This is a genomic window from Actinomyces naeslundii, assembly GCF_001956585.1.
Taxonomy (GTDB): Bacteria; Actinomycetota; Actinomycetes; order Actinomycetales; family Actinomycetaceae; genus Actinomyces; species Actinomyces naeslundii.
In genome coordinates, this window is the sequence record NZ_MSRR01000007.1 from 1 (window position 1) to 22,608 (window position 22,608).

General features: G+C 69.5%; 19 protein-coding genes. 10 read left to right on the top strand and 9 right to left on the bottom strand.

What is annotated here, in order from left to right; all coding sequences use genetic code 11:
• Positions 1–112: 112 nt before the first annotated feature.
• The 5 genes from BKH33_RS03675 to BKH33_RS03695 all read right to left on the bottom strand — a co-directional run bounded on the left by BKH33_RS03675 (position 113) and on the right by BKH33_RS03695 (position 4,832).
• Complete coding sequence (locus BKH33_RS03675; protein ID WP_003781280.1) at positions 113–754, bottom strand: histidine phosphatase family protein; 642 nt, start codon at positions 752–754, stop codon at positions 113–115.
• On the bottom strand, positions 751–1,170 hold the full coding sequence (rsfS, locus tag BKH33_RS03680; protein WP_003781253.1) for a ribosome silencing factor: 420 nt from the start codon (positions 1,168–1,170) through the stop codon (positions 751–753). Before rsfS ends, BKH33_RS03675 begins: the two co-directional genes overlap by 4 nt.
• A gap of 58 nt (positions 1,171–1,228) precedes the next feature.
• A complete protein-coding gene (locus BKH33_RS03685; protein ID WP_003781241.1) occupies positions 1,229–2,917 on the bottom strand; it encodes a hypothetical protein in 1,689 nt (562 codons plus the stop codon).
• A complete protein-coding gene (gene nadD, locus BKH33_RS03690; protein ID WP_003781257.1) occupies positions 2,907–3,590 on the bottom strand; it encodes a nicotinate-nucleotide adenylyltransferase in 684 nt (227 codons plus the stop codon). The genes BKH33_RS03685 and nadD overlap by 11 nt, the downstream gene beginning before the upstream one ends.
• Before the next feature lie 183 nt (positions 3,591–3,773).
• Complete coding sequence (locus BKH33_RS03695; protein WP_003781277.1) at positions 3,774–4,832, bottom strand: ROK family protein; 1,059 nt, start codon at positions 4,830–4,832, stop codon at positions 3,774–3,776.
• Positions 4,833–5,110: 278 nt separating this feature from the next.
• On the opposite strand from BKH33_RS03695, the gene BKH33_RS03700 reads away from it, so the two are divergent.
• The 10 genes from BKH33_RS03700 to BKH33_RS03745 all read left to right on the top strand — a co-directional run bounded on the left by BKH33_RS03700 (position 5,111) and on the right by BKH33_RS03745 (position 17,481).
• Positions 5,111–5,887, top strand: coding sequence for a DeoR/GlpR family DNA-binding transcription regulator (locus BKH33_RS03700; RefSeq protein WP_003781268.1), 777 nt, complete (start codon positions 5,111–5,113; stop codon positions 5,885–5,887).
• A 111-nt stretch (positions 5,888–5,998) separates the two neighbouring features.
• Positions 5,999–7,294, top strand: coding sequence for a glycosyltransferase family protein (locus tag BKH33_RS03705; protein ID WP_076142548.1), 1,296 nt, complete (start codon positions 5,999–6,001; stop codon positions 7,292–7,294).
• The gene (locus BKH33_RS03710; protein ID WP_003785459.1) at positions 7,291–8,589 is read left to right on the top strand and encodes a glycosyltransferase; all 1,299 of its coding nucleotides are present in this window, start codon (positions 7,291–7,293) and stop codon (positions 8,587–8,589) included. Before BKH33_RS03705 ends, BKH33_RS03710 begins: the two co-directional genes overlap by 4 nt.
• Positions 8,589–9,758 (top strand): glycosyltransferase family 4 protein, encoded by a 1,170-nt coding sequence (locus BKH33_RS03715; protein ID WP_076142550.1) that lies wholly within the window; start codon positions 8,589–8,591, stop codon positions 9,756–9,758. The genes BKH33_RS03710 and BKH33_RS03715 overlap by 1 nt, the downstream gene beginning before the upstream one ends.
• 47 nt (positions 9,759–9,805) lie before the next feature.
• Entirely contained in the window at positions 9,806–11,581 is a 1,776-nt protein-coding gene (locus BKH33_RS03720) for an ABC transporter ATP-binding protein (protein ID WP_043539933.1), read from the top strand.
• Entirely contained in the window at positions 11,578–12,807 is a 1,230-nt protein-coding gene (locus BKH33_RS03725; RefSeq protein WP_076142553.1) for an aminoglycoside phosphotransferase family protein, read from the top strand. The genes BKH33_RS03720 and BKH33_RS03725 overlap by 4 nt, the downstream gene beginning before the upstream one ends.
• A gap of 32 nt (positions 12,808–12,839) precedes the next feature.
• A complete protein-coding gene (locus BKH33_RS03730) occupies positions 12,840–13,901 on the top strand; it encodes a phosphotransferase (protein ID WP_232621451.1) in 1,062 nt (353 codons plus the stop codon).
• A complete protein-coding gene (locus tag BKH33_RS03735) occupies positions 13,898–15,223 on the top strand; it encodes a UDP-glucose dehydrogenase family protein (protein ID WP_076142558.1) in 1,326 nt (441 codons plus the stop codon). The genes BKH33_RS03730 and BKH33_RS03735 overlap by 4 nt, the downstream gene beginning before the upstream one ends.
• Positions 15,224–15,309: 86 nt before the next feature.
• Complete coding sequence (locus BKH33_RS03740) at positions 15,310–16,815, top strand: sensor histidine kinase (protein WP_143228508.1); 1,506 nt, start codon at positions 15,310–15,312, stop codon at positions 16,813–16,815.
• Between the two features lie 6 nt (positions 16,816–16,821).
• A complete protein-coding gene (locus BKH33_RS03745) occupies positions 16,822–17,481 on the top strand; it encodes a response regulator transcription factor (RefSeq protein ID WP_003785880.1) in 660 nt (219 codons plus the stop codon).
• Between the two features lie 68 nt (positions 17,482–17,549).
• Here BKH33_RS03745 and BKH33_RS03750 read toward each other — a convergent pair whose 3' ends face one another.
• The 4 genes from BKH33_RS03750 to obgE form a co-directional block, all read right to left on the bottom strand.
• Positions 17,550–18,047, bottom strand: a complete 498-nt coding sequence (locus tag BKH33_RS03750; protein ID WP_003785894.1) for a hypothetical protein — start codon at positions 18,045–18,047, stop codon at positions 17,550–17,552.
• A gap of 179 nt (positions 18,048–18,226) precedes the next feature.
• On the bottom strand, positions 18,227–19,522 hold the full coding sequence (locus tag BKH33_RS03755; RefSeq protein WP_003785901.1) for a glutamate-5-semialdehyde dehydrogenase: 1,296 nt from the start codon (positions 19,520–19,522) through the stop codon (positions 18,227–18,229).
• 228 nt (positions 19,523–19,750) lie between these two features.
• Positions 19,751–20,845, bottom strand: a complete 1,095-nt coding sequence (gene proB, locus BKH33_RS03760) for a glutamate 5-kinase (protein WP_003785877.1) — start codon at positions 20,843–20,845, stop codon at positions 19,751–19,753.
• Positions 20,846–20,933: 88 nt separating this feature from the next.
• Positions 20,934–22,544 (bottom strand): GTPase ObgE, encoded by a 1,611-nt coding sequence (gene obgE / locus BKH33_RS03765; RefSeq protein WP_003785875.1) that lies wholly within the window; start codon positions 22,542–22,544, stop codon positions 20,934–20,936.
• Positions 22,545–22,608: the final 64 nt, after the last annotated feature.

The following is a 22,608-nucleotide window of genomic DNA, read 5'->3' on the forward strand; positions in this document are numbered from 1 at the left end:
CCAACTGCGCCATAGCCCCGTTCGGGCGTCGCTCTCGTGCGGCGACGCGGATAACTGTATGAAGTTCGGCCCCGCTGGAGCAAATCCACGACGCGTGTACTACCTCACCCACTCAGCCGAGGATCCTGCCGAGCGGACTGGGATCCACCGACGGTCCGGCATTCCACTTCACCACGGACCAGTTCGGAGGCCGCTTGTTGGTACGCATGAGCGCGTAGCAGCAGTTGCTCATGCCGCGCAGACCGAACCACTGCTGGGGGTCCATCCCCAGCAGGTACGTAGCCCCCAGGTTGGTGGCCGCCCCGTGGGAGACCGCCACGATGACATCGTCCTTCCCTGCGTCGGCGGCAATGTCCCTGAGCGCCTCCCCCACTCGCTGCGCGGTCTGACGGCGCCCCTCGATCCCGAACTGGGGAAGGTCGCCACCGGCGCGCCAGGTGGCGTAGTGGTCGGGCCACTGCTTCTCAATATCGGTTGCCTTGAGCCCCTCCCACTGCCCGAAGGACTTCTCCGCCAGCCCTGGGGCGATCTCGACGCTCAGCCCGGTCAGAGAAGCCAGGACCTCGGCAGTGGCCCGCGCCCGCAGCAACGGGGAGGAGACGATGCGTGTAGGACCTAGCGCCGCGATGCAGTCGGCTGCACGGCGAGCCTGCTCGCGACCGGTGTCATTGAGGGGGATGTCGACTCGCCCCTGGATGCGTCCCTGAAGGTTGTAGTCGGTCTGCCCGTGACGCCACAGGATGAGGTCGGTCATGAGGCGGCATCCTCCTGGCCGCCGCCCTCATCTTCCTTCGGACCGTCCGGCTGCGTCAGGTCCGTCGGCAGCTCGACGGTCGGGCAGTCCTTCCACAGGCGCTCCAGCGAGTAGAACTCCCGGTCCTCGTTCTGCAGGACGTGGACGACAACGTCACCGTAGTCCACCAGCACCCAGTGTGCGTCGGCGAAGCCCTCACGGGTGCGGCGCTTGACCCCGGCACCGTGCATGGCCTCGTCAACCGCATCGACGATGGCGTGGACGTGGCGATCGTTCGAGCCGGAGGCCAGCAGGAACACATCGGTCAGGCCGAGTCGCTCGGAGACATCAATTGCGGCGAGGTGCTCCGCCTTCTTGTCGGCTGCGGCACGAGCCGCGGCAAGAGTCAGACGGGTGGCATGTTCAGTGGCGGGCACGGATCTCCTTCGGGCGGTCAGGCATCATGCAGCGGCGACTGTACCGTGCGCACCATCGTCATACGACCTGTCGGATCCACTCCCCAGCGCCCACGGCGCTCATGGCACTGGCGCTGTTACTGCCGTTGGCGATCAGCAGCCACGCGACAACCGCGATGATGAGCAGCAGGACGACGACGATGAGCAGGGCCATGAGCACCTTTCCGATGCGCGAGGAGGAATTGGCCTGTTCCACTGGCAGGACGTGATCCGGGGTGGGAACCCGCCCAGTCACCTCATTGACCGGAGCCAGATAGGGCTCCTCAGGCGCCTCAGCAGCCGGGACCGCCACGGAGTCCCACTCGGAGCCGCCGACCGGACCATTGCCGGTCTCGACCTCATCTGCGTAGAAGGCGTAGGGACCGACTGCCTCACCAGACATCGCAACGGCGGGATCGGTGGCATCGGCCACTCCGCTCACGATCGTCTCCTGGAAGCTGTCCACCTGGGAGGGCTGGTGCAGCGACTTCCACTGCGGGGCTCCGGGGGTGCCGAACTCGACCTCCGGCTGCTCGGACGGCGTGGGCATCGCGGCCTGCGCCTCGACATCGACCGTGACGGTCTCCTGCGTCATCGGCTCCTCGATGGAGGCGACGCCGTAGACATCCTGAGCGTCAGCGGCCTCCTGGGCGGACGGCGAGCTGTCGACGGGTTGAACCGAGCTGAGCTCACCCGTGGACACGTTGACGGTGCGCACCCCCTGCGCAGCGGCCGGAATGCGCACGATGGGACGGCGCACCGAGCCGGCTGAGGACGCCGAGCCGGCGCTCAGACCACTGCGTGCAGACTCGGCCGCCTGCGGGGCTCCAGCCTGTCCGAAGGTAGCGAAGTCGGCAGCGCCGGACGCCGATGTCGACACGGCGGGGACCGCACTGACGGCTTCCGCCGACTGGGAGGAGGGCTGCGAGGAGGCCGCAGAGGCCGCCGAAGACGGCGCCTCGTCCGACTGGGCGCTCGGAGAGAAGTCCTCTCGATAGTCGTAGGGGCCGGCAGCGAGCTCCTCAGCCTCCGTCCCACCGGTGTCCTCGCCAGGAGCCTGGAGCGCCGCCCCGTCCTGGTCACCTCTCTCCTCGGCGTCCGAGGCGGGTCCTCCCTCAAGGCGCTCCTTGAGCGAGAAACGCGTGGGCACCGGCGCGGGCTCGGAGCTGGTGTCCTGGGCCCAGTGGGCGTCGTAGTCCAGAGTCGCCACCGGCAGGTCGACCGCCTCCATGAGGCCCGTCTCGATCTCGGAGATCGCCACGGCCTCAGCCGCCGACAATGAGCGCCAGCTCGGCGCGGAGGCGGACGGCCCCTCGGGAACGGAGAGGTTGAGAGGCGGGTTCTGTCCCTCCTGCTCGAGGTAGAACTCCCCTTCACCCACTGCTGGGAACTCGACCGATTCCTCCAGGCCGGTCCCGGCGTCGTCGCCAGAGGGTGCGGAGGAACGAGAGGTGACCGAAGCGGGATCGGCAAGAGGGTCCTGGAGGGCCTGGGCCTGCTCAGGGGTGATCTCTCCGGCCTCAACGGCCGCTCTGAGCGCCTTGGCCTCCTCACGCAGACGCCTCATCTCACGTCGGGTCAGGAGCGGCTGCTGACCGGTCAGGATCGCCTCACGCTCGGCGGCGCGCTCCGCCTGTCGGATCGCACGACGACTGCCGCGTGGAGCGTGCTCATCCTGCGTCGGCTCCTCGGTCGTGGGGGCATTGACGCCGGTCTGCTCAGTGCTCACCGTCGTTCTCCTTCCTCAGGGACTGCTCGCGGGCCACTCTCGCCGTCATCGACGTCGCCGACGCCGGCCGCAAGGCCATACGATAAAGCCCGTACTTGCGTATGTACTGCACGACACCATCAGGAACGAGGTACCACACCGGTGATCCCTCTCCGACTCGCTGACGGCAGTCCGTCGACGAGATGGCCATGGCAGGCACCTCCACCAGCGAGATCCTGTCGCGGGGAACCCCGGAGTCACTGAGGACGTGCCCCGGCCGCGTCACCCCCACCAGGTGGGCCAGGTCGAAGATGCCCTCACTGTCCTTCCAGGTGAGGATCTGCGCCAGGGCGTCTGCACCGGTGATGAAGTACAGCTCCGCGCCGGGATACTCGGCCGCGATGTCATGAAGAGTGTCGATCGTGTACGTCGTACCGCCCCGGTCGATGTCGACCCGGGAGACCGTGAACCTCGGGTTGGAGGCAGTGGCGATAACCGTCATGAGGTAACGGTGCTCGGCCGGAGAGACCCGGCGATCCTTCTTGAAGGGCTGGGCCCAGGTGGGTACGAAGATGACCTCATCGAGGGCGAAGACGTTCTGGACCTCACTGGCTGCCACGAGGTGCCCATGGTGGATCGGATCAAAGGTTCCTCCCATGATACCGATGCGAAGCGGACGAGCAGACTGGGTCACGCGCTGCGCCTCGCTTCTTTCCTGGGGGACACGTTGGCTCTCCTCAACCGGTTCGGACAACTGCAGTTGGCGAACATACTGCCACGGCCTGCACCCATTGTGGGTCTCCGCAACGCCATAAGCGAGTTGTCAGCCAACGGCGCAGAGACACAAGAAGACACTCAGGGCGTTACCAGCACCCTGTCAGGCATCCAGAGCGCGTCCGGCAGCCCCCAGCGCCGGTGCCGGTTTCCCGAGCCGGGCAGGCAGCAGGCTCGGCGCCGGCAGGCCGGCCATGAGGTCAGCGACCCGTTGACGCAGCGGCTCCAGGAAGACGGCCTCTCCCGCCCGAGTCAGCTCCGAGCTCAGGACGACGTCGAGAGGGCCGAGCAGACCGCCACCGCGAGCGATGAGGTCAGCGAGCGCATCCAGGCCCGTGTCCCAGACACGGCGCGCCTCCCGGTCCCCTGAACGCATCGCACTGAGGAGCGAGTCGAGCCCCGAGGAGGGAGAACCGGTGCGCCCGGCGCCGATGTCGTCGGAAACGCCTGAGCCAACCGAGCCGGTGGAGTCAGTGGAGTCATCGACGATGCCGGCGGTATAGCGCCTGACCATCGCGTCAACGGAGGCGACGTCCTCCAGGCAGGCCCTCTCCCCGCTCCAGTCGGGATCGGGAACCAGGACCCGCCCGATCTGACCTGCCCAACCACCGCCGAGCACCGGGGCGCCGTTGAGAAGCACGGCGCAGGAGATGTGCTCAGCAACAGACAGGAAGAGGCAGTTCTCCCCAGCGGCTCCCCACCGACTCTCCGCCCAGGCGCCGCAACGAGCATCCTGATAAAGCGCCACCTCGGCCGACTCAGCAGCCGTGCCCGCCAGAGACTGACTCACCAGGCTCGCCAGCGGGACGTCCTGCAGCCCCAGCGCGCCGCTGCGACAGACGTGCCCCTCATCCTCGTCGACGACGCCCGGCACGCAGACCCCAACGGCCAGAGCCGACGTCTTCACCGCCTCGGCCACCTCGCCGGCACGCTCATCAGCAGCGCTTGCGCGCAAGGAGGCGATCACACCGGCGACCTCCTCCGCCAGCCGATGACCATTCGAGTGACCCCCCTCCGGGAGACCGCGTTCCAGGCAGGAGATGACACGCCCTCGCCCATCGGCAACAACCGCGGTGATGCCGTCGGCACCGACGGCGACCCCCAGCGCAACAGCGCGTTCCTTGGAGCAGGAGCACTCGGAAAGGTCTGCGGGATGTCCCATGTTTTCTCTGTTCTCGGGGGCAGGGCGGCAAGCCCACGGGACCACCACCCCACACGTTGGTGTGATTGATATCGACGACAGTAGCAAGGTTCGTATCGCTATGTGTCGCTCTCAGCGGGCAGCCGAGGGCATGACTGATTATGCTGACGTCAGCACACCGACTACCTGCCGCGCGGTCACCAGGATAAGGCAAATAGTTGATGTACAAATCATGTACGCGCTCAGCCCCACCCCCTCTCCGCCCCGCACCACCCCCCTTGACCCCCAGGAGGATCGAGATGTCTCGGCATGATCGCCATTCGGCCATCCTCGACATCGTCATGGACGAGGGCAGTGTCCATATCGACGACATCATCACGCGGTTGGGGGTCTCAGCGGCGACCGCACGGCGCGACCTCGACCACCTGGCGGATCAGCAGCTCATCAGCCGCACCCGCGGCGGTGCCATCGCCAACCCCACCTCCACCGAGCCGCCTCTGCGCTATCGCACCTCGAAGATGGCTGATGAGAAGGCCCGCATCGCCAAGGCGGCGGCAGCCATGGTGCACCCGGGCGACACCATCGGCCTCAACGGCGGCACCTCAACCACCGAGGTGGCCCGGGAGATCGTGCTGCTGCCGGATCTGACCGACCCGGACGTGCCGGTCACCCTGGTGACCAACGCCGTCAACATCGCCAACGAGATGACGGTGCGCCAGTGCGTACGCGTCGTCGTCACCGGCGGGATCGCACGCCCCCGATCCTTCGAGCTCACTGGCCCGCTGGCCGAGCTCATCCTGCCCTCGATCAGCGTGGACACACTCTTCCTGGGCGTCCAGGGCCTCGATGAGCGGGGCGCCTACGCTCAGCACGACGGCGAGGCAGCCGTTAACGCCGCCCTGGTCAGTGCCGCCCAACGCGTCGTCGTCGTGTGCGACAGCTCCAAGCTCGGTTCCACCGCCTTCGCCCTCATCTGCCCCACCAGCTCGATCGACGTGGTCATCACCGACGACGGCGCCCCCGCCGACCAGGTCGAGGTCCTGCGTCGGGCGGGAGCCGAGGTACGGCTGGTCTAGCCTCCGAGAAACCTGAGAGCTTTCTCATCCACCCTTAATCGTCGTCTTCTCCTGGCCGGTCAGGATCGTCTCAGAACGACCCTGACCTGACACCGAGAGAAGAGACGACCCATGACAACCGCTCCCCTACGGGTGGCGCTCTACAGCCACGACGCCAAGGGGCTGGGGCACCTTCGCCGCAACCTCGCTCTGGCCCATCACCTGGCCCGAGCACTGCCGGGACTCACCGGCCGTAACGTCACCGGCCTGGTCATCACCGGGCTGGCTCCGGGACAGGAGCACAGGCTTCCTGACGGTTTCGACTGGCTGGTACTGCCGGGGGTCAAGAAGGCCAAGGGCGTCTACCTGCCTCAACGCCTGCGTATCACCCGTGAGGACCTGGGCCTGGTCCGCAGCGCTCTGCTGTCCGGTGTCCTGACGACCTTCACCCCGGACCTGCTCATCATCGACCGTCATCCCTACGGGGTGCACCAGGAGCTGCGCGAGCCCCTGGCACGTCTACGTCAGGCGAGCCCCCGCGCGCGCGTGGTGCTCGGCCTGCGCGAGGTCCTGGACACACCCGTGACCGTGCAGCGCGAGTGGGAGGAGCTCGGCGAGGCCGACACGCTGCGACGGCTCATCGACGAGGTCTGGGTCTACGGGGACGACTCGGTCCACGACCTGAGCGCTACTGGTGAGGCTCCGACGGCGCTTGAGGAGCGGATGCGCTACACCGGTTACCTCGCCCATGGCCGCGATGCCGCAGAGGCCACTCACGGTTCCGAGGCGTCAGAAGCCCTGGCCGGTAACGCCGAGGCTGCCGGAACCTTCATCCTGACCACCGCCGGCGGCGGCTCCGACGGCGTCAACCTGCTGCGTACCGCAGCCGCGGCGCGTGTCCCCGACGGGTACCGGCACGTCGTGGTCACCGGCCCCCAGCTCGACGCCGCCCTGTTCCACCAGGTCGCTCAGACAGCCGGCCCCCGCACCATCGTGCGCCGGTCCTGGCCCGGGATGAGCCACCACATCCAGCAGGCCGCAGCGGTCATCTCGATGGGCGGCTACAACACGGTCAGCGAGATCCTCGCCTCCGACACCCCGGCCCTCCTCGTCCCCCGAGAGACGCCTCGCCTCGAGCAGCTCATCCGGGCCACTGCTCTGAAGCACGCGGGCGCCATCGACCTCTTGAGAGTCACGGACCTGAGCACTGCGGCACTCGAGGACTGGCTCACCGAGCGGCTGAGCGATCAGGACGCCGGCACTCGCAGCCAGCTGGCGGGGCGACGTCGTCTGCGCCTGGACGGTCTGGAAACCGTCCCCCTGCTCGCCGCCGAGCTCCTCGGCAACCGGGACGACGTCCTCGACACCCGCCTCACTCACCTCACCAGCCACACCGTCAGCCTCACCAGGATGGAGATCCCCGCATGAGTCCCGCAACCGATCACCGGCAAGACACTCATCAGAACGGTGCCCGCATCGGATACGTCCTCAAGGTCTACCCGCGCTTCTCGGAGACCTTCATCGTCACCGAGATCCTCGCCCGCGAGGCCCAGGGCGAGGACCTGAGCATCTACGCGCTGCGCCCTACCACGGACTCGCGCTTCCACCCCGAGATCGCCCGGGTGGCCGCCCGGGTCAACTGGGTGGGCCGGCCGGTACGGGCCATCGACATGTGGAGCCTGCTCACCGACGGCCTGACCCGCCAGGACGACCGCGAGCGCTTCGCCGCCATCATGGCGGTGCTGGCCGACCTTCCCGGTGACGAGGTGGCTCAGGGCGTGGAGCTGGCGCGTCAGGCGCGCAGGGACTCCATCACGCACCTGCACGCGCACTTCGCGTCCCTGGCGGGCCGGGTCGCATGGATCGCCTCGGCCCTGACCGGCATCCCCTACACCGTGACCACCCACGCCAAGGACATCTTCCATGAGTCGGTGGATCCCGTGTGGCTGCGCCGGATCTGCGCCGACGCGCAACGAGTCGTCGCCATCAGCCGCTACAACGAGGCGCACCTGGGCAAGGTCCTAGCGGGAACAGGGGCCACGGTGTCGCTGCGCTACAACGCCATCGAGCTGGACCGCTTCTCCTACCGGGCCCCGCAGCCGGTGGCGTCCGGGAGGAGCGGACCGCTTCGGGTGTGCGCCGTGGGCCGCCTGGTGCCCAAGAAGGGCTTCGCCGATCTGATCGAGGCGGTGCGGATCCTGGTGAGCTCCAGCGTCGACGTCGAGGTGGAGCTGGCCGGTGACGGTGAGGAGCGCGAGCGCCTGACCGCGCAGATCGACCGCCTGGGACTGGCCAGCAGGGTTCGTCTGCTGGGTCCGCTCACGCAGGCGGAGGTGCGTGGTCTGTTGGCGCGCTCGGACGTGTTCGCAGCACCCTGCATCGAGGCGACCGACGGCAACATCGATGGTCTGCCCACGGTGGTCCTGGAGGCGATGGCCTGCGGGACACCGGTGGTGGCCACAGCGGTCTCGGGACTGCCGGAGGTGGTTCACGACGGCGTCACCGGGCTCCTGCTGCCGCCCGGGGACCCTGCCGAGCTGGCGATGGCCCTGCGCGGGATCGCGCTGGGCGAGGTCGACACCGTCTCCTTGTCACGTGGGGCGCGCAGGCTCATCGAGGAGCACTTCGACTCCCGTGCCCAGGCCGAGGTGCTGGCCGCCTGGCAGTCGGGCCCCCGCCCCGCTCCCGCCGCGAGCCTGACCGATCAGGAAGGAGCCGCCTGATGCGGATCGCCTACATCTGCTGCGACCCGGGCATCCCGGTGTTCGGGACCAAGGGCGCCTCAGTGCACATCCAGGAGGTCGTCCGCGAGCTGCGATCCATCGGCCATGAGGTGGCCCTGTACGCCGTGCGCTCCGGAAAGCACGTTCCCGACGACCTCACCGACCTCGAGCTGCACCTGGAGGCCGTGGCCGACGTCGAGCCCGCCGAGCGGGAGCAGGCGCAGGCGCACGCCGCGGAGCGGATCGTCTCCCGGGTGATCGCCGACGGCGCCGACCTGGTCTACGAGCGATACTCCCTGTTCTCCACGGCACTGGCCGACATCACGGCCGCCACCGGAGTGCCGGGGATCCTGGAGGTCAATGCCCCGCTGATCGATGAGCAGCGTCGTCACCGCTCGCTGGTGGACGCCTCCGGCGCGGCGCAGGTGCTGCACCGTCAGGTGGCGGCCGCCCGGGCCACGGTGTGCGTCTCGGACCCGGTGGCCGACTGGGTGCGTCGCCGCACCGCCGATCTGCCGGACGCGAACGACGTCGTGGGCAGGATCCACACGGTTCCCAACGGTGTGAGCGTGCGCCGTATCCAGCCCCAGCCGGAGGACCCGGACCGGGTGGTCGTCACCTTCGTGGGGACTCTCAAGCCCTGGCACGGGGTGGCCGACCTCATCACGGCGGCGGCCCTGGCACGCCAGAGCTGGAGCCTGCGGATCATCGGGGACGGCCCCGAGATGGACTCGCTGCGTGCCCAGGCCGGACGCCTGGGGGTGGAGGTGGACTTCCGTGGGGCGGTCGCGCCGCAGGACATTCCCACCCACGTGGCAGGCTCGGCGATCGGAGTGGCCCCTTACCCGGACCTGGGTGGGGGCGAGCAGCAGTACTTCTCCCCCATGAAGGTTCTGGAGTACCTGGCCGCGGGGCTCGCGGTCGTGGCCTCCGACGTCGGACAGGTCCCCCAGCTGCTTGAGGACGGCTCTGGACGGCACGGTGTGCTCGTAGCCCCCTCGGACCCCACAGCGCTGGCCGCGGCCCTGGATGATCTGGCGGTATGCCCGGACCGGCGCGCCCGCATGGGCCGCAGCGGGCGCCTTCTGGCCGAGCAGCGCCACTCCTGGCGTCGGACCGTCGCCCGGATCCTGGAGCTGGCCGGCCTCGCTCAGGGTGGTGAGCGGTGATGGGTGCGCCTGTGCTTCGGCACGCGGCCCAGGCGCACCGCTCCCCCATGTGCCAGACCTTGCGCCTGATAGGGCCCGATGCCGCGCCGCAGTGGCGTCTCATGGCCGGGGGCACGGTGGTGCTTCTGGCGGAAGTGGCCTTCCGGGTGCTGGAGCCCTGGCCCCTGAAGGTCGTCATCGACTCGTTGGTGGCCTCCATGGGCCGGCACACGGGCAGCGCACCCGCCACGATCTCCTCCTTGGTGGGGCTGGGCGTGGTCCTCCTGGTGCTCGTGGCCGGCCGGGCGGGGTGCAACTACCTGGCCACCGTGGCCTTCGCCCTGGTCGGTTCGCGCACGGCGGCCTCCCTGCGCAGTCGCGCCTTCCACCACGTCCAGGGGCTCTCCCAGCAGTTCCACGCCCGCAACCGCAGCGCGGACACTGTTCAGCGTCTCATCGCCGACGTCAACCGCATGCAGGAGGTGGCCGTCACCGCCGGCCTGCCGATGGCCGCCAATACCTTGACCCTGCTGGTCATGGTCGTGGTCATGGTGTTCCTGGACCCGCTGCTGGCCATGATCGTGGTCATGGCGGTAGTGGCCTTCGCGATCGCCTCCTCCGGCAACTCTCGACGGATCTCCGCGGCCTCCCTGCGCAGCCGCAAGTCGGAGGGGAACCTGGCCAACACGGCCCAGGAGGCGCTCGGCGCGATCAAGGTGGTCCAGGCCTACGGTCTGGAACCCCTGCTGCACAAGCGCTTCACGGGCGCCAACACCGTCTCGCTGAGCGAGGGAGTGCGTTCACGCCGTATCGCCGCGCGCCTGGAACGTTCCACGGACGTCATCGTCGGCGTGGCCACGGCCGTGGTCATGGTCGGCGGGGGCATCCGAGTCCTGAACGGCGCCATGTCTCCGGGAGACCTCGTGCTCTTCACGACCTACCTGCGCACCACCATGAAGCCGCTTCGGGACATGGCCAAGTACACCGGCCGCATCGCCCGGGCGACGGCCTCGGGCGAGCGGGTCGCCGACCTCATGGCGGTCGAGCCCGAGATCGTCTCCCCGCACAACGCCGTCGTACTGGACCGGGTCCACGGCATGGTCCACTTCGATCACGTGCACGCCGCCTACGAGGGCCGCCGGGTGCTCCACGGCGTGAGCCTGACAGTGGTCTCCGGTGAGCACGTGGCGCTCGTGGGGCCGTCGGGCTCAGGCAAGTCCACCCTGGTCTCCCTGGTGGTGCGAGCCCTGGATCCGACGTCGGGCACGGTCAGTCTCGACGGTTACAGCCTCGACGACCTGGACCTGAGGTTCCTGCGCTCGCAGGTCTCCGTCCTGCACCAGGAGGCGGTGCTGCTGACCGGCACGATCCGGGAGAACATCCGTCTGGGACGGCCAGACGCCACCGACGAGGAGGTCGAGGCGGCCGCGCGCGCCGCCCACGCCCATGACTTCATCACCCAGATGCCTGAGGGCTATGACACGCCCGTGGGCGAGCGGGGCGGCACCCTCTCCGGGGGCCAGCGTCAGCGCATCGCCATCGCCCGGGCGCTGCTGCGCGACTCGCCGATCATCATCCTGGACGAGGCGACCACCGGACTGGACCCCGCCTCGACGTCGGCGGTGCTCGAGGCGATCGATGAGCTGGTGACCGGGCGCACAACGCTGACGGTCACCCACGACCCTCAGGCCGCGATGCGCGCCGACCGGGTGGTGTGGATCCAGGACGGGCGGATCCTGTTGGAGGGCAGCCCGCAGCGGCTCCTGGACACCTCGGCCGAGTTCCGCCGGTGGGCGAACAGCCATCTGTCCAGCTCCTTCGCCCTGGAGGGGAGCGGATCGTGAACCTTCCAGTCGCGACAGCGACCACGGCCGACGCCGTCTCCACGCTGCTCGACGCCGACCGGCTCAGTGAGCTCCTCGACCAACCTGTGCGGGCAGGCCGGCTGCGCATCAAGCCGAACGTCTCGGTCCTGGTGTCCTTGACAGATCGCTCCACCGGGCTCACGTCCGGGTGGGCTCGGCTGCTCTGGCCGGTCTCGCATTCCAAGGCCGCCCAGGCCGAGCGCCTGGCCGCATCATTGGGACTCGACCAGGCTCCGGTCACCCGGGGTGCAGACGGCGACCTGCTGCTGCAGAGCGGTCCGGTTCACACCGATCCCAAGCTGGCCGAGCCGATGGCGGGCGCCGCCCGCCAGGGGGTACTGCGACCCTGGAAGGCCGGGGACGTCCTGCGCTACAACCCCTCACGGCGTCTCGTGCTGCGAGACGGCTCCACGGTGCTGCGGATACGTATTCGGCCCGGTGACCCGGCCGACGACGTCCATCGTGCCCTGGCCGAGCTCCTCCCGGTCCCGCGTCTGCTCGACTCCGAGTCCGTGGCCCGGTGCCAGGGGCATGTCAGCATCCAGCAGTGGTGCGGCGACACGAACCTGGCCGAGCTCTTCGACGCCCGTACCGCTGAGCACACCACGTCCGAGGTCGTCTCCGAGACCGCAGCCGGTGCCACGCGGCGCGTGGGGGCGCTGCTGGCCGAGCTGCACTCCTGCGTGGAAGCGCTGAAGCCGGAGCTCGTCGACCGGCTGCCTCACCGGCATCCCGATCCTCGGGACCTGGCCGAGGTTCATGCCCGTCAGCTCGATGCCCTGGACCCCGACCTGGCACGCCGCGTGCGGGCGGTGGGCGGCATGCTGCCCGCCCGGCTGCCGGGCGATCCGGTCCTCGCTCACGGCGACGCCTCCCCCGACCAGGTGTTGTACGAGCGCTCCTCCGGGCGGATCTGGCTGACCGACTTCGACCGGGTGCGCCTAGCGCCGGCAGTCGCCGACCTGGGCTCCTACCTCGCGGTGGCTCCGGCCTCCCAAGAGCGCGCCCTGCTGGAGGGCTACGCCGAGCGCCGACCGGTGCCCTGCGCCGAGCAGCTGGGGGTGGCGGTCGCCCGCTCGCGCCTGGCGCGGCTGGCCGACCCTCTGCGCCGAGCCGATCCGTCCTGGCGTGAGCGCATCGGAGCGGAGCTGGCCGTCATTGAGCGCATCGCCCGGTCACCTGAGAAGGAGGTCGGGTGGGCATGAGCGAAGCCGCGACTACGACACGGATGACTGAGATGACACAGAAACCAGAAGTAACCGGCATGCTGAGCACGCTGCGCGCGATCCCGGGGCTGCGCCGCGCCTGGCCCGAGCACCGGAGCTCGGGCTCCACGAGCATGAGCATCGAGTGCGTCGATGGGGAAGGGCGTCTGCGCGCCGGTCACGTCACCGCCGGAGCGACTCCCGACCTGCTGCCCTATGCCACTGACCCGGCCCTGCCTGCCTTGTCCACGCACCTGACCGGGGCGCTCGTCGTCCACCGCGCCGGCCGCCGCGCCGTGGTGATGGAGGATTCCCGGGTTCGCAAGATCGTACGACCCCTCAGGGCCGTCTCCCTGGTACGTGCGCACACGAGCGCCGCCTCGGTGCTGCGAGTCACCGGCCTGCGCACCCCCAGGATCCTGGGCAACGAGGACGACGTCGTCGATCTCGAGCTGCTGCCCGGCCGCAGCCTCGACGAGCTCGGCGATGCCGGCCTGCCCGGGTGGCAGCGGCTCACGGACTCCTGGGCCCACCTGGCCCACGACAAGGCGGACCTGCCCGTCCACGGGCCGCGTCAGGAGACCGAGGTGCTGCGCCGATGGTTCGCCTCCGCCCAACGCCACGGAGTCATCGACCAGCCGGCTCCCCTGCACGAGCAGGTGGTGGACACCTGCCTGAGCCTGCGGGAGGACGACGGGGAGCGCGTCATCGCCCACCGCGACCTCCACGACGGCCAGCTCCTGTGGGACGGAATCGATCTCTCCCTGCTCGACCTGGACACCGCGGCCATGGCCGAGGCTGCTCTCGACCTGGGCAACCTCTGGGCCCATGCGGATCTCATGGCGGTTCAGGGACGGCTCAGCCCCGAGGCCCACGCACAGGTCCGCGGGCTGCTCGACAACCTGGCCCGCACGCTGCCCATGACGGCGGAGCGTCTGGAGACCTACTACCGATCCTCGGCGCTGCGACTCGTCTTCGTCCACGCCTTCCGGCCCATCGCCCACCAGTGGCTGCCCATCTGGGTGCGCCACTGCCTGGGGCACGCCTCGCCTTTCGCCCCCCTCGACCTCAGCAACGATTGGAACAACTCATGACCCCTCTCAAGCTCACCGTCATCGGCTGCGGATACCTCGGTGCCGTCCACGCCGCCGCTATGGCACACCTGGGACACCACGTCCTGGGAATCGATACCCGGACCGAGCAGGTCGAGGCCCTCTCCCAGGGCCGCGCCCCCTTCTACGAGCCGGGCCTTCCCGAGCTGCTGATCACCGGCGTCCAGCAGGGCGATCTGCGCTTCACCTCGGCGCCGACGGCGGCGGAGCTGGCCGAGGCCGACGTCCACTTCATCGCCGTGGGCACCCCGCAGTCCGCCACCGGCGGTGAGGCGGATCTGAGCCAGCTGTGGAGCGTGGTCGACATGCTTCATGACGCCCTGCCCGAGGGCGGGCGCAGCGTCGTGGTGGGCAAGTCGACCGTTCCTGTCGGCACCGCCCAACAGGTGGCCGAGCGCCTGGCCGACCGCGCTCTGGTGCTGTGGAACCCCGAGTTCCTGCGCGAGGGCTTCGCCGTGGCCGACACCCTCCACCCCGACCGCATCGTCTACGGGATGCCCGCCGACTCCCGCGACGCCCAGGAGGCCCAGGCCGCTCTCGACGCCGTCTACCGGCCCCTGCTGGAGGAGGGCATTCCCCGCATCGTCACCGACTACCCCACCGCCGAGCTGGTCAAGACCGCAGCGAACTCCTTCCTGGCCACCAAGATCAGCTTCATCAACGCCATGGCCCACCTGTGCGACACCGCGGGTGCCGATGTCACTGTCCTGGCCGACGCGATCGGCCACGACCCGCGCATCGGCAGGCGCTTCCTCCAGGCCGGTGTCGGATTCGGCGGAGGCTGCCTGCCCAAGGACATCCGGGCTCTGCAGGCCAGCGCCGACATTCACGGCGCCAGGCACCTGGCGGACCTGCTGGGGCGGGTCGACTCCATCAATCGCGAGCAGCGCGACCGGATCGTCGAGCTGGCTCGCACCCACGTGGGAGGAGACTTCTCCGGCAAGGCGATCACCATCCTGGGAGCCGCCTTCAAGCCCCTGAGCGACGACGTGCGCGACTCCCCCGCCCTGGACGTCGCCTCCCGCCTGGCCGACCTCGGGGCGGAGGTGACCGTCTGCGACCCGCAGGCCCTGCCCGTCGTGGCCAGGTCCCACCCCCATCTCACGGTGGAGGAGGACCCCCGCACCGCGCTCAAGGGCGCCGAGCTGGTCCTGCTCCTGACCGAGTGGGACCAGTTCGTGGCCCTCGACCCTGCTGACGCTGCCACCGACGTCGCCGATCGCGTCATCATCGACGGACGCAACGCCCTGGACCCGGTGGCATGGCGCCAGGCCGGGTGGACCTACGCGGGGGTGGGACGCTGAGTACTGCCGCAACCGGTTCCGCCCGGACCCGGACTCGCCGAACGGAGCCCAGTGGATCCGGGCACAATGGCGACGTGACCTCACTGATGCCCACCCGTACCATCACCATCGGTACCCGCGTCATGTGGGCGATCGTGCTGGTCGCAGGCGTCGCACTGGTCACCTGCGGTGCGATCGTGTGGGCGCTGGGGCACTCGAGCGTGTCGGCCGACGCCACGAACCGGCTCGAGCACAGCCGAGACCGGATCCGCGAGCTGGCCGCGGAGGGTACGGATCCCTCCAGCGGCCGGCCCTTGGAGGACGTCTCAGCGGTGCTTCGCGTCCACATCCAGCGTACTGCGGAGGGACCCGGTGAGGCCGAGCTCGGATTCGTGGGGACCAGCTCCAATACGGAGCTGGTCTGGGTCTCCTCCGACAACGTCTCCTTCCGCCCGGAGAAGGACGCGAAGCTGCTCAAGCACGTGACCTCCCGGGCCGCCGCATCGGAGTCGGTCATCGAGACGGTACGCACCCCCTCATCGAGCTACCGGGTCCTCGTCGTCCCGGTCCAGGGCGGCTCCCAGCACGGGGCACTCGTGCACGTCATCGACCTCAAGGTCGCCGAGTCCCAGCTCCTGCGCACCATGGCCTTCTACGCCGCGGCGGCCGTCTTCACCGTCGCCCTGGTGACCGGCCTGGCCTGGTTCGCCGTCGAGCGGCTCCTGCGCCCCATCGAGCAGCTGCGGCGCGCCACCGAGTCCATCGGCGAGGACGACCTGACCACCCGGGTCCCGGTCAAGGGCCGAGACGATCTGACCGCCCTGGCCGCAGCCGTCAACCGGATGCTGGACCGGGTCCAGACCTCGGTGGAGGCGCAGCGCAACCTGCTCGACGACGTCGGCCACGAGCTGCGTACGCCCATCGCCGTGGTCCGTGGGCACCTAGAGCTCACCGACCCCTCCGACCCCGAGGATGTGCACCAGACCCAGCTGCTGGCCATTGATGAGCTCGACCGGATGGGTGTGCTCATCGATGATCTGATCCTGCTGGCCAAGAGCGCCCAGAGCGACTTCATCACTCCGGTGGACACCGATGTCGCCGAGCTCACCGAGATGGTCTTCGACAAGTCCCTCGCCCTGGGCGAGCGCCGGTGGCAACTGGAGTCGGCGGCCTTCACCCGCGCGATGATCGATCCCACCCGAATCACCCAGGCCTGGCTCCAACTGGTGGCCAATGCCGTGAAGTACTCCAGTCACTACAGCACCGTCCGCCTGGGCTCGGCGGTGAGGGACGGACGCCTGCTGATGTGGGTGGGCGACGAGGGCATCGGGATCGCCGCCGAGGAGATCGAGGTGGTGCGTCAACGGTTCAAACGCACCGCCGGTGCTCAGGAGATGAGCTCGGGAACAGGGCTGGGACTGAGTATCGTGGAGACGATCGTCGCAGCGCACGGGGGGCGACTGGACATACGCTCTGAGGTGGGCGAGGGATCGGTGTTCACCATGACGATCCCTCTGGAGGCGTCCCCTGTTCCGTCCTCGTCCGAGACCGCGACCTCGGGCGACGTCGGTGCCTCACCCCCTGAACAGTCCCCGACAGCGTCCAAGGAGTGACCCACCATGAGCAGCATCCTCATCATTGAGGACGAGCCCCGCATCGTCGCGTTCCTCACCAAGGGCCTCAAAGCGGCCGGGTTCACCACGCACACTACCGCCGCAGGACGGGAGGCCGTGGAGCTCGCACTCCAGACAAGCTTCGACCTCATCATCCTGGACGTGGGCCTACCCGACATCGACGGTTTCGAGGTGCTCCAACAGCTACGTGGTCAGGGGGTGACGGCGCCGGTCATCATGCTTACGGCGCGCTCCTCGGTGGCCGATCGCGTCGCCGGGCTCGAGGGCGGCGCGGACGACTACATGCCCAAGCCCTTCTCCTTCGAGGAGCTCCTGGCCCGTATCCGGGTGCGACTGCGTCCGGAGGCTGCGGGAGCGGACCAGATGAGGTTGACCCACCGCGACATGGTCCTGGACCTGCGCACCCGGACCCTGACGCTGGAGGGCCGGACAGTGGAGCTCTCGGCTCGGGAGTTCGCCCTGGCCGAGACCTTCATGCGCCACCCCGGCCAGGTCCTCAGCCGTGAGCAGCTCCTGAGCACCGTGTGGGGGCTGGACTTCGACCCCGGCTCCAACGTGGTGGAGGTCTACGTCTCCTACCTGCGCAACAAGCTGGGCAGGGACAGGGTGGAGACGGTACGCGGCATGGGTTACCGGCTCACCTGATCCGCCGCCCCCGCGACGCCGCGCACTGGCCGGTGACCGCGGCGTCAGCCATCTCGTCAGTCGTCCATTCAGTCATCGATGTCGCGGTCGTCGTCATCGGCTTCTTTTTGCACACCGTTTCTGGCCGGCTTCCTGTCGTCGTCATCATTGTCGACCTCGGTGCGGGAGTCATCGGATCCCCCGGTCGCGGCCGGGGCAACGGGAGCAGCGGGCGCTACCTGATGACTGCCGTGGTCGACGGCGACAGGAGGATCGGGCTCAACCGCCTGAGGCGCGTGGCCCTGCGTCGAGGAGTCCGATGAGTCTGCGGCTCCCGCTTCGGCGCTGCCCGGCTCGTGCTGGGTACTGCTGGCACCGCCGGCACTCCGGCTCGGCCTCGCCGTGGTCGAGGACTGGGATGACGTGACCTGTGGGGTTGCCGTCAGGACGATTCCCGGCTCCTTCGCCGACTCGGCGGGGTGGGAGAACACCATGCGGGTGACCGCGAGCAGGAGGCCCGCTGTCACAACGACGACCGTGGTGGCAACGACGCGGCCACGACCGAAACGACGCAGCAGACTCTCCACTCCAGCGTCCCCCTTCTCCCTCGGTTGTCCTGGACCCGTCCGACTTTCGTCGACCGTAACACGAATGAGATGACAAAGCACTGGAGCACGGCACCGGGAGAATCACAGAACTGATCCGCCCGCTTCTTAGAATCAGCACAACTCCAAGGCGTCCCAACGTTGCTCGGAGGCGCGAGAACTCAGGGACGGATGTGGCCAGCGCCCTCGACGATCCAGGTCGTCGTCGTCAGCTCGGTCAGGCCCATGGGGCCGCGGGCGTGGAGCTTCTGGGTGGAGATTCCCAGCTCGGCGCCCAGGCCCAGCTGCCCGCCGTCGGTGAAGCGGGTCGAGGCGTTGACCATAATGGCCGCCGAGTCCATACCGGCGATGAAGGCGTTGATGACACCCACGTCCTGGGCGAGGACCGCCTCGGTGTGCCCGGTGGTGTGGGACCGGATGTGGTCGATGGCCTCCTCCAGGTTCTCGACAACGCGCACGGCCAGGTCCAGTGACCCGTACTCGGTGTCCCAGTCGGCCTCGGTGGCCTCGGTCAGGAACGCCTCGCGTCCGCTGCCGGAAGCGACTTCGGCCAGGATCCGGCGAGCGACGGGATCGGCGTGCAAGGTGGTGTCCTTGCCCCACAGGGCGGCAGCAGCGGCCGGTAGGTAGCTGGCGGCGACGTCGGCGTGGACCAGGAGCGTCTCGGCGGCATTGCACACGCCGACGCGCTGGGTCTTGGCATTGACGATGATGTCCACCGCCGTCTCGAGATCGGCGCTGGAGTCGACGTAGACGTGGCAGTTGCCCGATCCGGTCTCAATGACGGGGACGGTGGACTGCTCGACGACGGTACGGATGAGCCCGGCCCCGCCGCGAGGCACGAGGGCATCGACCAGACCGTGGGCGCGCATGAGGGCGCGGGCCCCGTCCCGACCTGCGGCATCGACGCTCGCAACGAGGTCTGCGGGCAGTCCCTGCGCCTCCAGGGCGCCGCGCAGGGCCGCGACGATGGCGGCGTTGGAGTCCTGGGCGGCGCTGCCTCCGCGCAGGACAATGGCGTTGCCGGACTTGACGGCCAGGGCGGCGGTGTCGACGGTGACGTTGGGGCGGGCCTCGTAGATCATGCCGACGACGCCCAGTGGCACCCGCACCCGGCGCACTCGCAGTCCGTTGGGCATGACCGAGCCGTCAACGACCTGACCAACGGGGTCGGGCAGGGCGGCCACCTCGTGCAGCGAGTCGGCGATGGCTGACAGCCGCTCGCTGTCCAGGGCCAGGCGGTCGAGGAGACCGGCCTTCATTCCCGCCTGGCGTCCACGCTCCAGATCGGCGGCGTTGGCCGCAAGGATCGCTTCGCCGTGCTCGGTGAGGCTGCGGGCCATGGCCTCCAGGGCGGCATCCTTGACGGCACGTGGAGCCCCGGCAAGGCTCCGTTGCGCCACACGGGCTGAGCGGGCGGTTGCGGTGACAAGCTCGTAGGCGTCGACGTCGTTCATAGGGCCACCATAGAAGAAGATTCCTCCTCAGCAGGAGCCCCTGAGGAAGGGCGGGAGGGCAACGGGGTCGCCGTAGGGGTGGGAGCTCAGGGGCGGCGGCGACTGCATCCACGGCCCGGTGGGCGGCCAACCGGAAGGCTGCTGCGGGGGCGAGTGACTCACCCGACCATTGTGTCCTACCGATCGATCGAATCACCGGGGCCCGTGGTGGCCCCCGACATGGTGGCCTCAGACTCCGGCGGTACGGGGCAGCTCGGCGAGGTCGTCACGATGAACGACGGGAGCCACGTGATCGGGCGCAGGCACCCCTTCCGCCCGGGCCACCAGGACCTCACGCAGCTCGGCAGCGGCGTAGCGGCAGATCCCACGGGCCAGGGTGCGCTCGGGACCGACGACGTCGACCACGGCCCCCGACTCGAAGTCGCCGTCGATGCCGGTTAGGCCGGGCAGCAGGAGCGACTTCTTACCGACGGTCAGGGCATGGGCGGCACCGGCGTCGACCAGCAGGCGCCCCTCGGGCTGGGAGGCGTGGGCCATCCACAGCCGGCGACTGGGGCGGTGCGGCCCGGTGGGCTCGAACCAGGTCCCCAGGTCCACCGGAACCTGGACCTCCCCGAGAAGGCCGGCGGCGTCGTCGGCCCGGGCGATGAGGGTCGTGGTGCCCGAGGCGCAGGCGATGGTGGCGGCCTGAAGCTTGGTGGTCATGCCGCCGGTGCCCACGAAGGAGCCGCGCCCGGAGACGCTGACTCCCTCCAGGTCGGCGGCTGAGCGCACGTATCGGATGGGCTCGGCACCGGGGGTCCCGGGACGCGCGGTCCACAGGCCGTCGACGTCGGTGAGCAGCACCAGGACGTCGGCGGTCACCAGATGGGCCACGAGGGCGGCCAGGCGGTCATTGTCGCCGAGGCTGAACTCACTGGTGGCCACCGCGTCGTTCTCGTTGATGATGGGGACGGCCCCCAGTGAGAGCAGGGAGTCGAAGGTGGCGCGCACCGTGCGGTAGTGGCTGCGGATGGCGACGTCGTGGGCGGTCAGGAGAACCTGGGCGGTCACCAACCCGTATGCGCTCATCGCGGTCTCCCAGCGGGCAGCGAGCCGTCCCTGGCCCACGGAGGCGGCCGCCTGCAGAAGACTCAGCTCGTCGGGGCGCCGGCTCAGCCCCAGGGGGACCAGGCCCGAGGCGACGGCACCGGAGGAGACGAGGACGACGTCGTGGCCGCGCCGCCGCATGCCGGCGAAGAGGCCGGCCAGGATGTCGATACGGTTGAGGTCGAGCCCGCCGTCGGCGCGCGTCAGGGAGGAGGAGCCGACCTTGACCACCACGCGGGCGCCCTCCGGCAACCGTCTCGGACGTCCCTGCCCGTGGCTCGCGCTTCTGTCAGTCGCTGCTGGAGTCACTGGTACCCGCCTGTCAGTCCTCGTCGTCCTCGTGCCAGGTGGCGGCGTCGGTCCACAGCCCCTCGGCGGCCTCATCACGCAGCTGCTGGCGCGCGGCCTCCTTGGCGTCCATCATCTCGTGGTACTGGCTGCGCCGCTCCACGTTGGTCCGACGCCGACTGCCCTCCAGGCGCAGGTCGGTACCGCGGGCGCCCAGCAGCTCGGGGCCAGTGGTCATCGAGGGCTCCCAGGTGAAGAGCACTCCCCCGTCGACCTCACCGATGAGAACGGCGTCACCGGCGTGGGCACCGGCCTTGACGAGCTCGTCCTCAACCCCGGCCGCGGCCAGGCGGTCTGCGAGGTAACCCACGGCCTCGTCATTGGAGAAGTCGGTCTGACGCACCCACCGCTCGGGGCGCTGCCCGCGGACCTGGTAGACCTGCCCCTCGCTGGGGTGAGCCAGCGGACGCACCTGGGCGACGCTCTCCTTCTCCCGGCGCCCGACCGCCGCCGGACGGATGACGGGACGCGGCTCACCGGTCCCACCGGACTCGCTGGGCCGGCCACCGCCCTCGGCGGCCGTCGCCGGGACCATCTCACGGGCCCGCTCGACCTCACCGGCCAGGGCGAAGGACAGGGGCCGCAGCCCCGTGTGCGCGACCGCTGAGATGATGTGGACGGGCAGACCCCGGGCCTCGATGTCGGCACGCACGAACTCGGCGAGCTCGGCGGCGTCGGGGACGTCAACCTTGTTGAGCACCACGATGCGGGGCCGCTCCATGAGCGGGATCCGGCCAGTGAGTGAGGGATCGTCCTCCTGGTCGCCAAGGCGCTCGGAGTAGGCGGCGAGCTCGGCCTCGATGGTGTCCAGGTCGGACAGAGGGTCGCGGCCCGGCTCAAGGGTGGCGCAGTCCAGGACGTGCACGATGACGGCGCAGCGCTCGATATGCCGCAGGAAGTCCAGCCCCAGCCCCTTGCCCTGGGAGGCACCGGGGATGAGTCCGGGGACGTCGGCGATCGTGTAGCGGACATCGCCGGCCTCGACGACCCCGAGGTTGGGCACAAGGGTCGTGAAGGGGTAGTCGGCGATCTTGGGGCGGGCCGCGCTCATGGCGGCGATGAGGGAGGACTTACCGGCACTGGGGTAGCCCACCAGGGCGACGTCGGCGATGGTCTTGAGCTCTAACGTGACGTCCCTGGCCTGGCCGGGCTCTCCCAGAAGGTGGAAGCCAGGGGCCTTGCGCTTGGAGGACGCCAGTGAGAAGTTGCCGCGCCCGCCGGTGCCGCCCTCGGCGACCACGATACTGGCGCCCTCGCCCACGAGGTCGGCGATGACCTGACCACCCGTGTCCTTGACCACGGTGCCCTCGGGCACGGGCAGGACAAGGTCCTTGCCGTCGGTACCGCGACGCCAGTCCCCCATACCGGGCGTACCATTTCCGGCCCGCTGGTGCGGGGAGCGGTGGTAGCTCAGCAGCGTCGTCACCCGAGGGTCGACGGCCAGGACGACGTCCCCGCCGTGACCGCCGTCGCCGCCGTCGGGACCGGCCAGGGGCTTGAACTTCTCACGGTGCACGGAGGTACAGCCGTTGCCGCCGTCGCCGCCGGCCACGTGGAGGACCACTCGGTCAATGAAGCTGGGCATGGGGTCTCCTGTGAGTCCGGGGATAGCGCGAGGGCGGACGGCAGGTGCCGTCCGCCCTCATGCG

Bases quoted from the DNA above. Each gene is read 5' to 3' on its own strand.
- BKH33_RS03675 (WP_003781280.1), bottom strand. From the start codon at position 754: ATGACCGACCTCATCCTGTGGCGTCACGGGCAGACCGACTACAACCTT.
- BKH33_RS03695 (WP_003781277.1), bottom strand. From the start codon at position 4,832: ATGGGACATCCCGCAGACCTTTCCGAGTGCTCCTGCTCCAAGGAACGC.
- BKH33_RS03700 (WP_003781268.1), top strand. From the start codon at position 5,111: ATGTCTCGGCATGATCGCCATTCGGCCATCCTCGACATCGTCATGGAC.
- BKH33_RS03705 (WP_076142548.1), top strand. From the start codon at position 5,999: ATGACAACCGCTCCCCTACGGGTGGCGCTCTACAGCCACGACGCCAAG.
- BKH33_RS03710 (WP_003785459.1), top strand. From the start codon at position 7,291: ATGAGTCCCGCAACCGATCACCGGCAAGACACTCATCAGAACGGTGCC.
- BKH33_RS03715 (WP_076142550.1), top strand. From the start codon at position 8,589: ATGCGGATCGCCTACATCTGCTGCGACCCGGGCATCCCGGTGTTCGGG.
- BKH33_RS03720 (WP_043539933.1), top strand. From the start codon at position 9,806: ATGTGCCAGACCTTGCGCCTGATAGGGCCCGATGCCGCGCCGCAGTGG.
- BKH33_RS03730 (WP_232621451.1), top strand. From the start codon at position 12,840: ATGACACAGAAACCAGAAGTAACCGGCATGCTGAGCACGCTGCGCGCG.
- BKH33_RS03735 (WP_076142558.1), top strand. From the start codon at position 13,898: ATGACCCCTCTCAAGCTCACCGTCATCGGCTGCGGATACCTCGGTGCC.
- BKH33_RS03740 (WP_143228508.1), top strand. From the start codon at position 15,310: ATGCCCACCCGTACCATCACCATCGGTACCCGCGTCATGTGGGCGATC.
- BKH33_RS03745 (WP_003785880.1), top strand. From the start codon at position 16,822: ATGAGCAGCATCCTCATCATTGAGGACGAGCCCCGCATCGTCGCGTTC.
- BKH33_RS03755 (WP_003785901.1), bottom strand. From the start codon at position 19,522: ATGAACGACGTCGACGCCTACGAGCTTGTCACCGCAACCGCCCGCTCA.
- obgE (WP_003785875.1), bottom strand. From the start codon at position 22,544: ATGCCCAGCTTCATTGACCGAGTGGTCCTCCACGTGGCCGGCGGCGAC.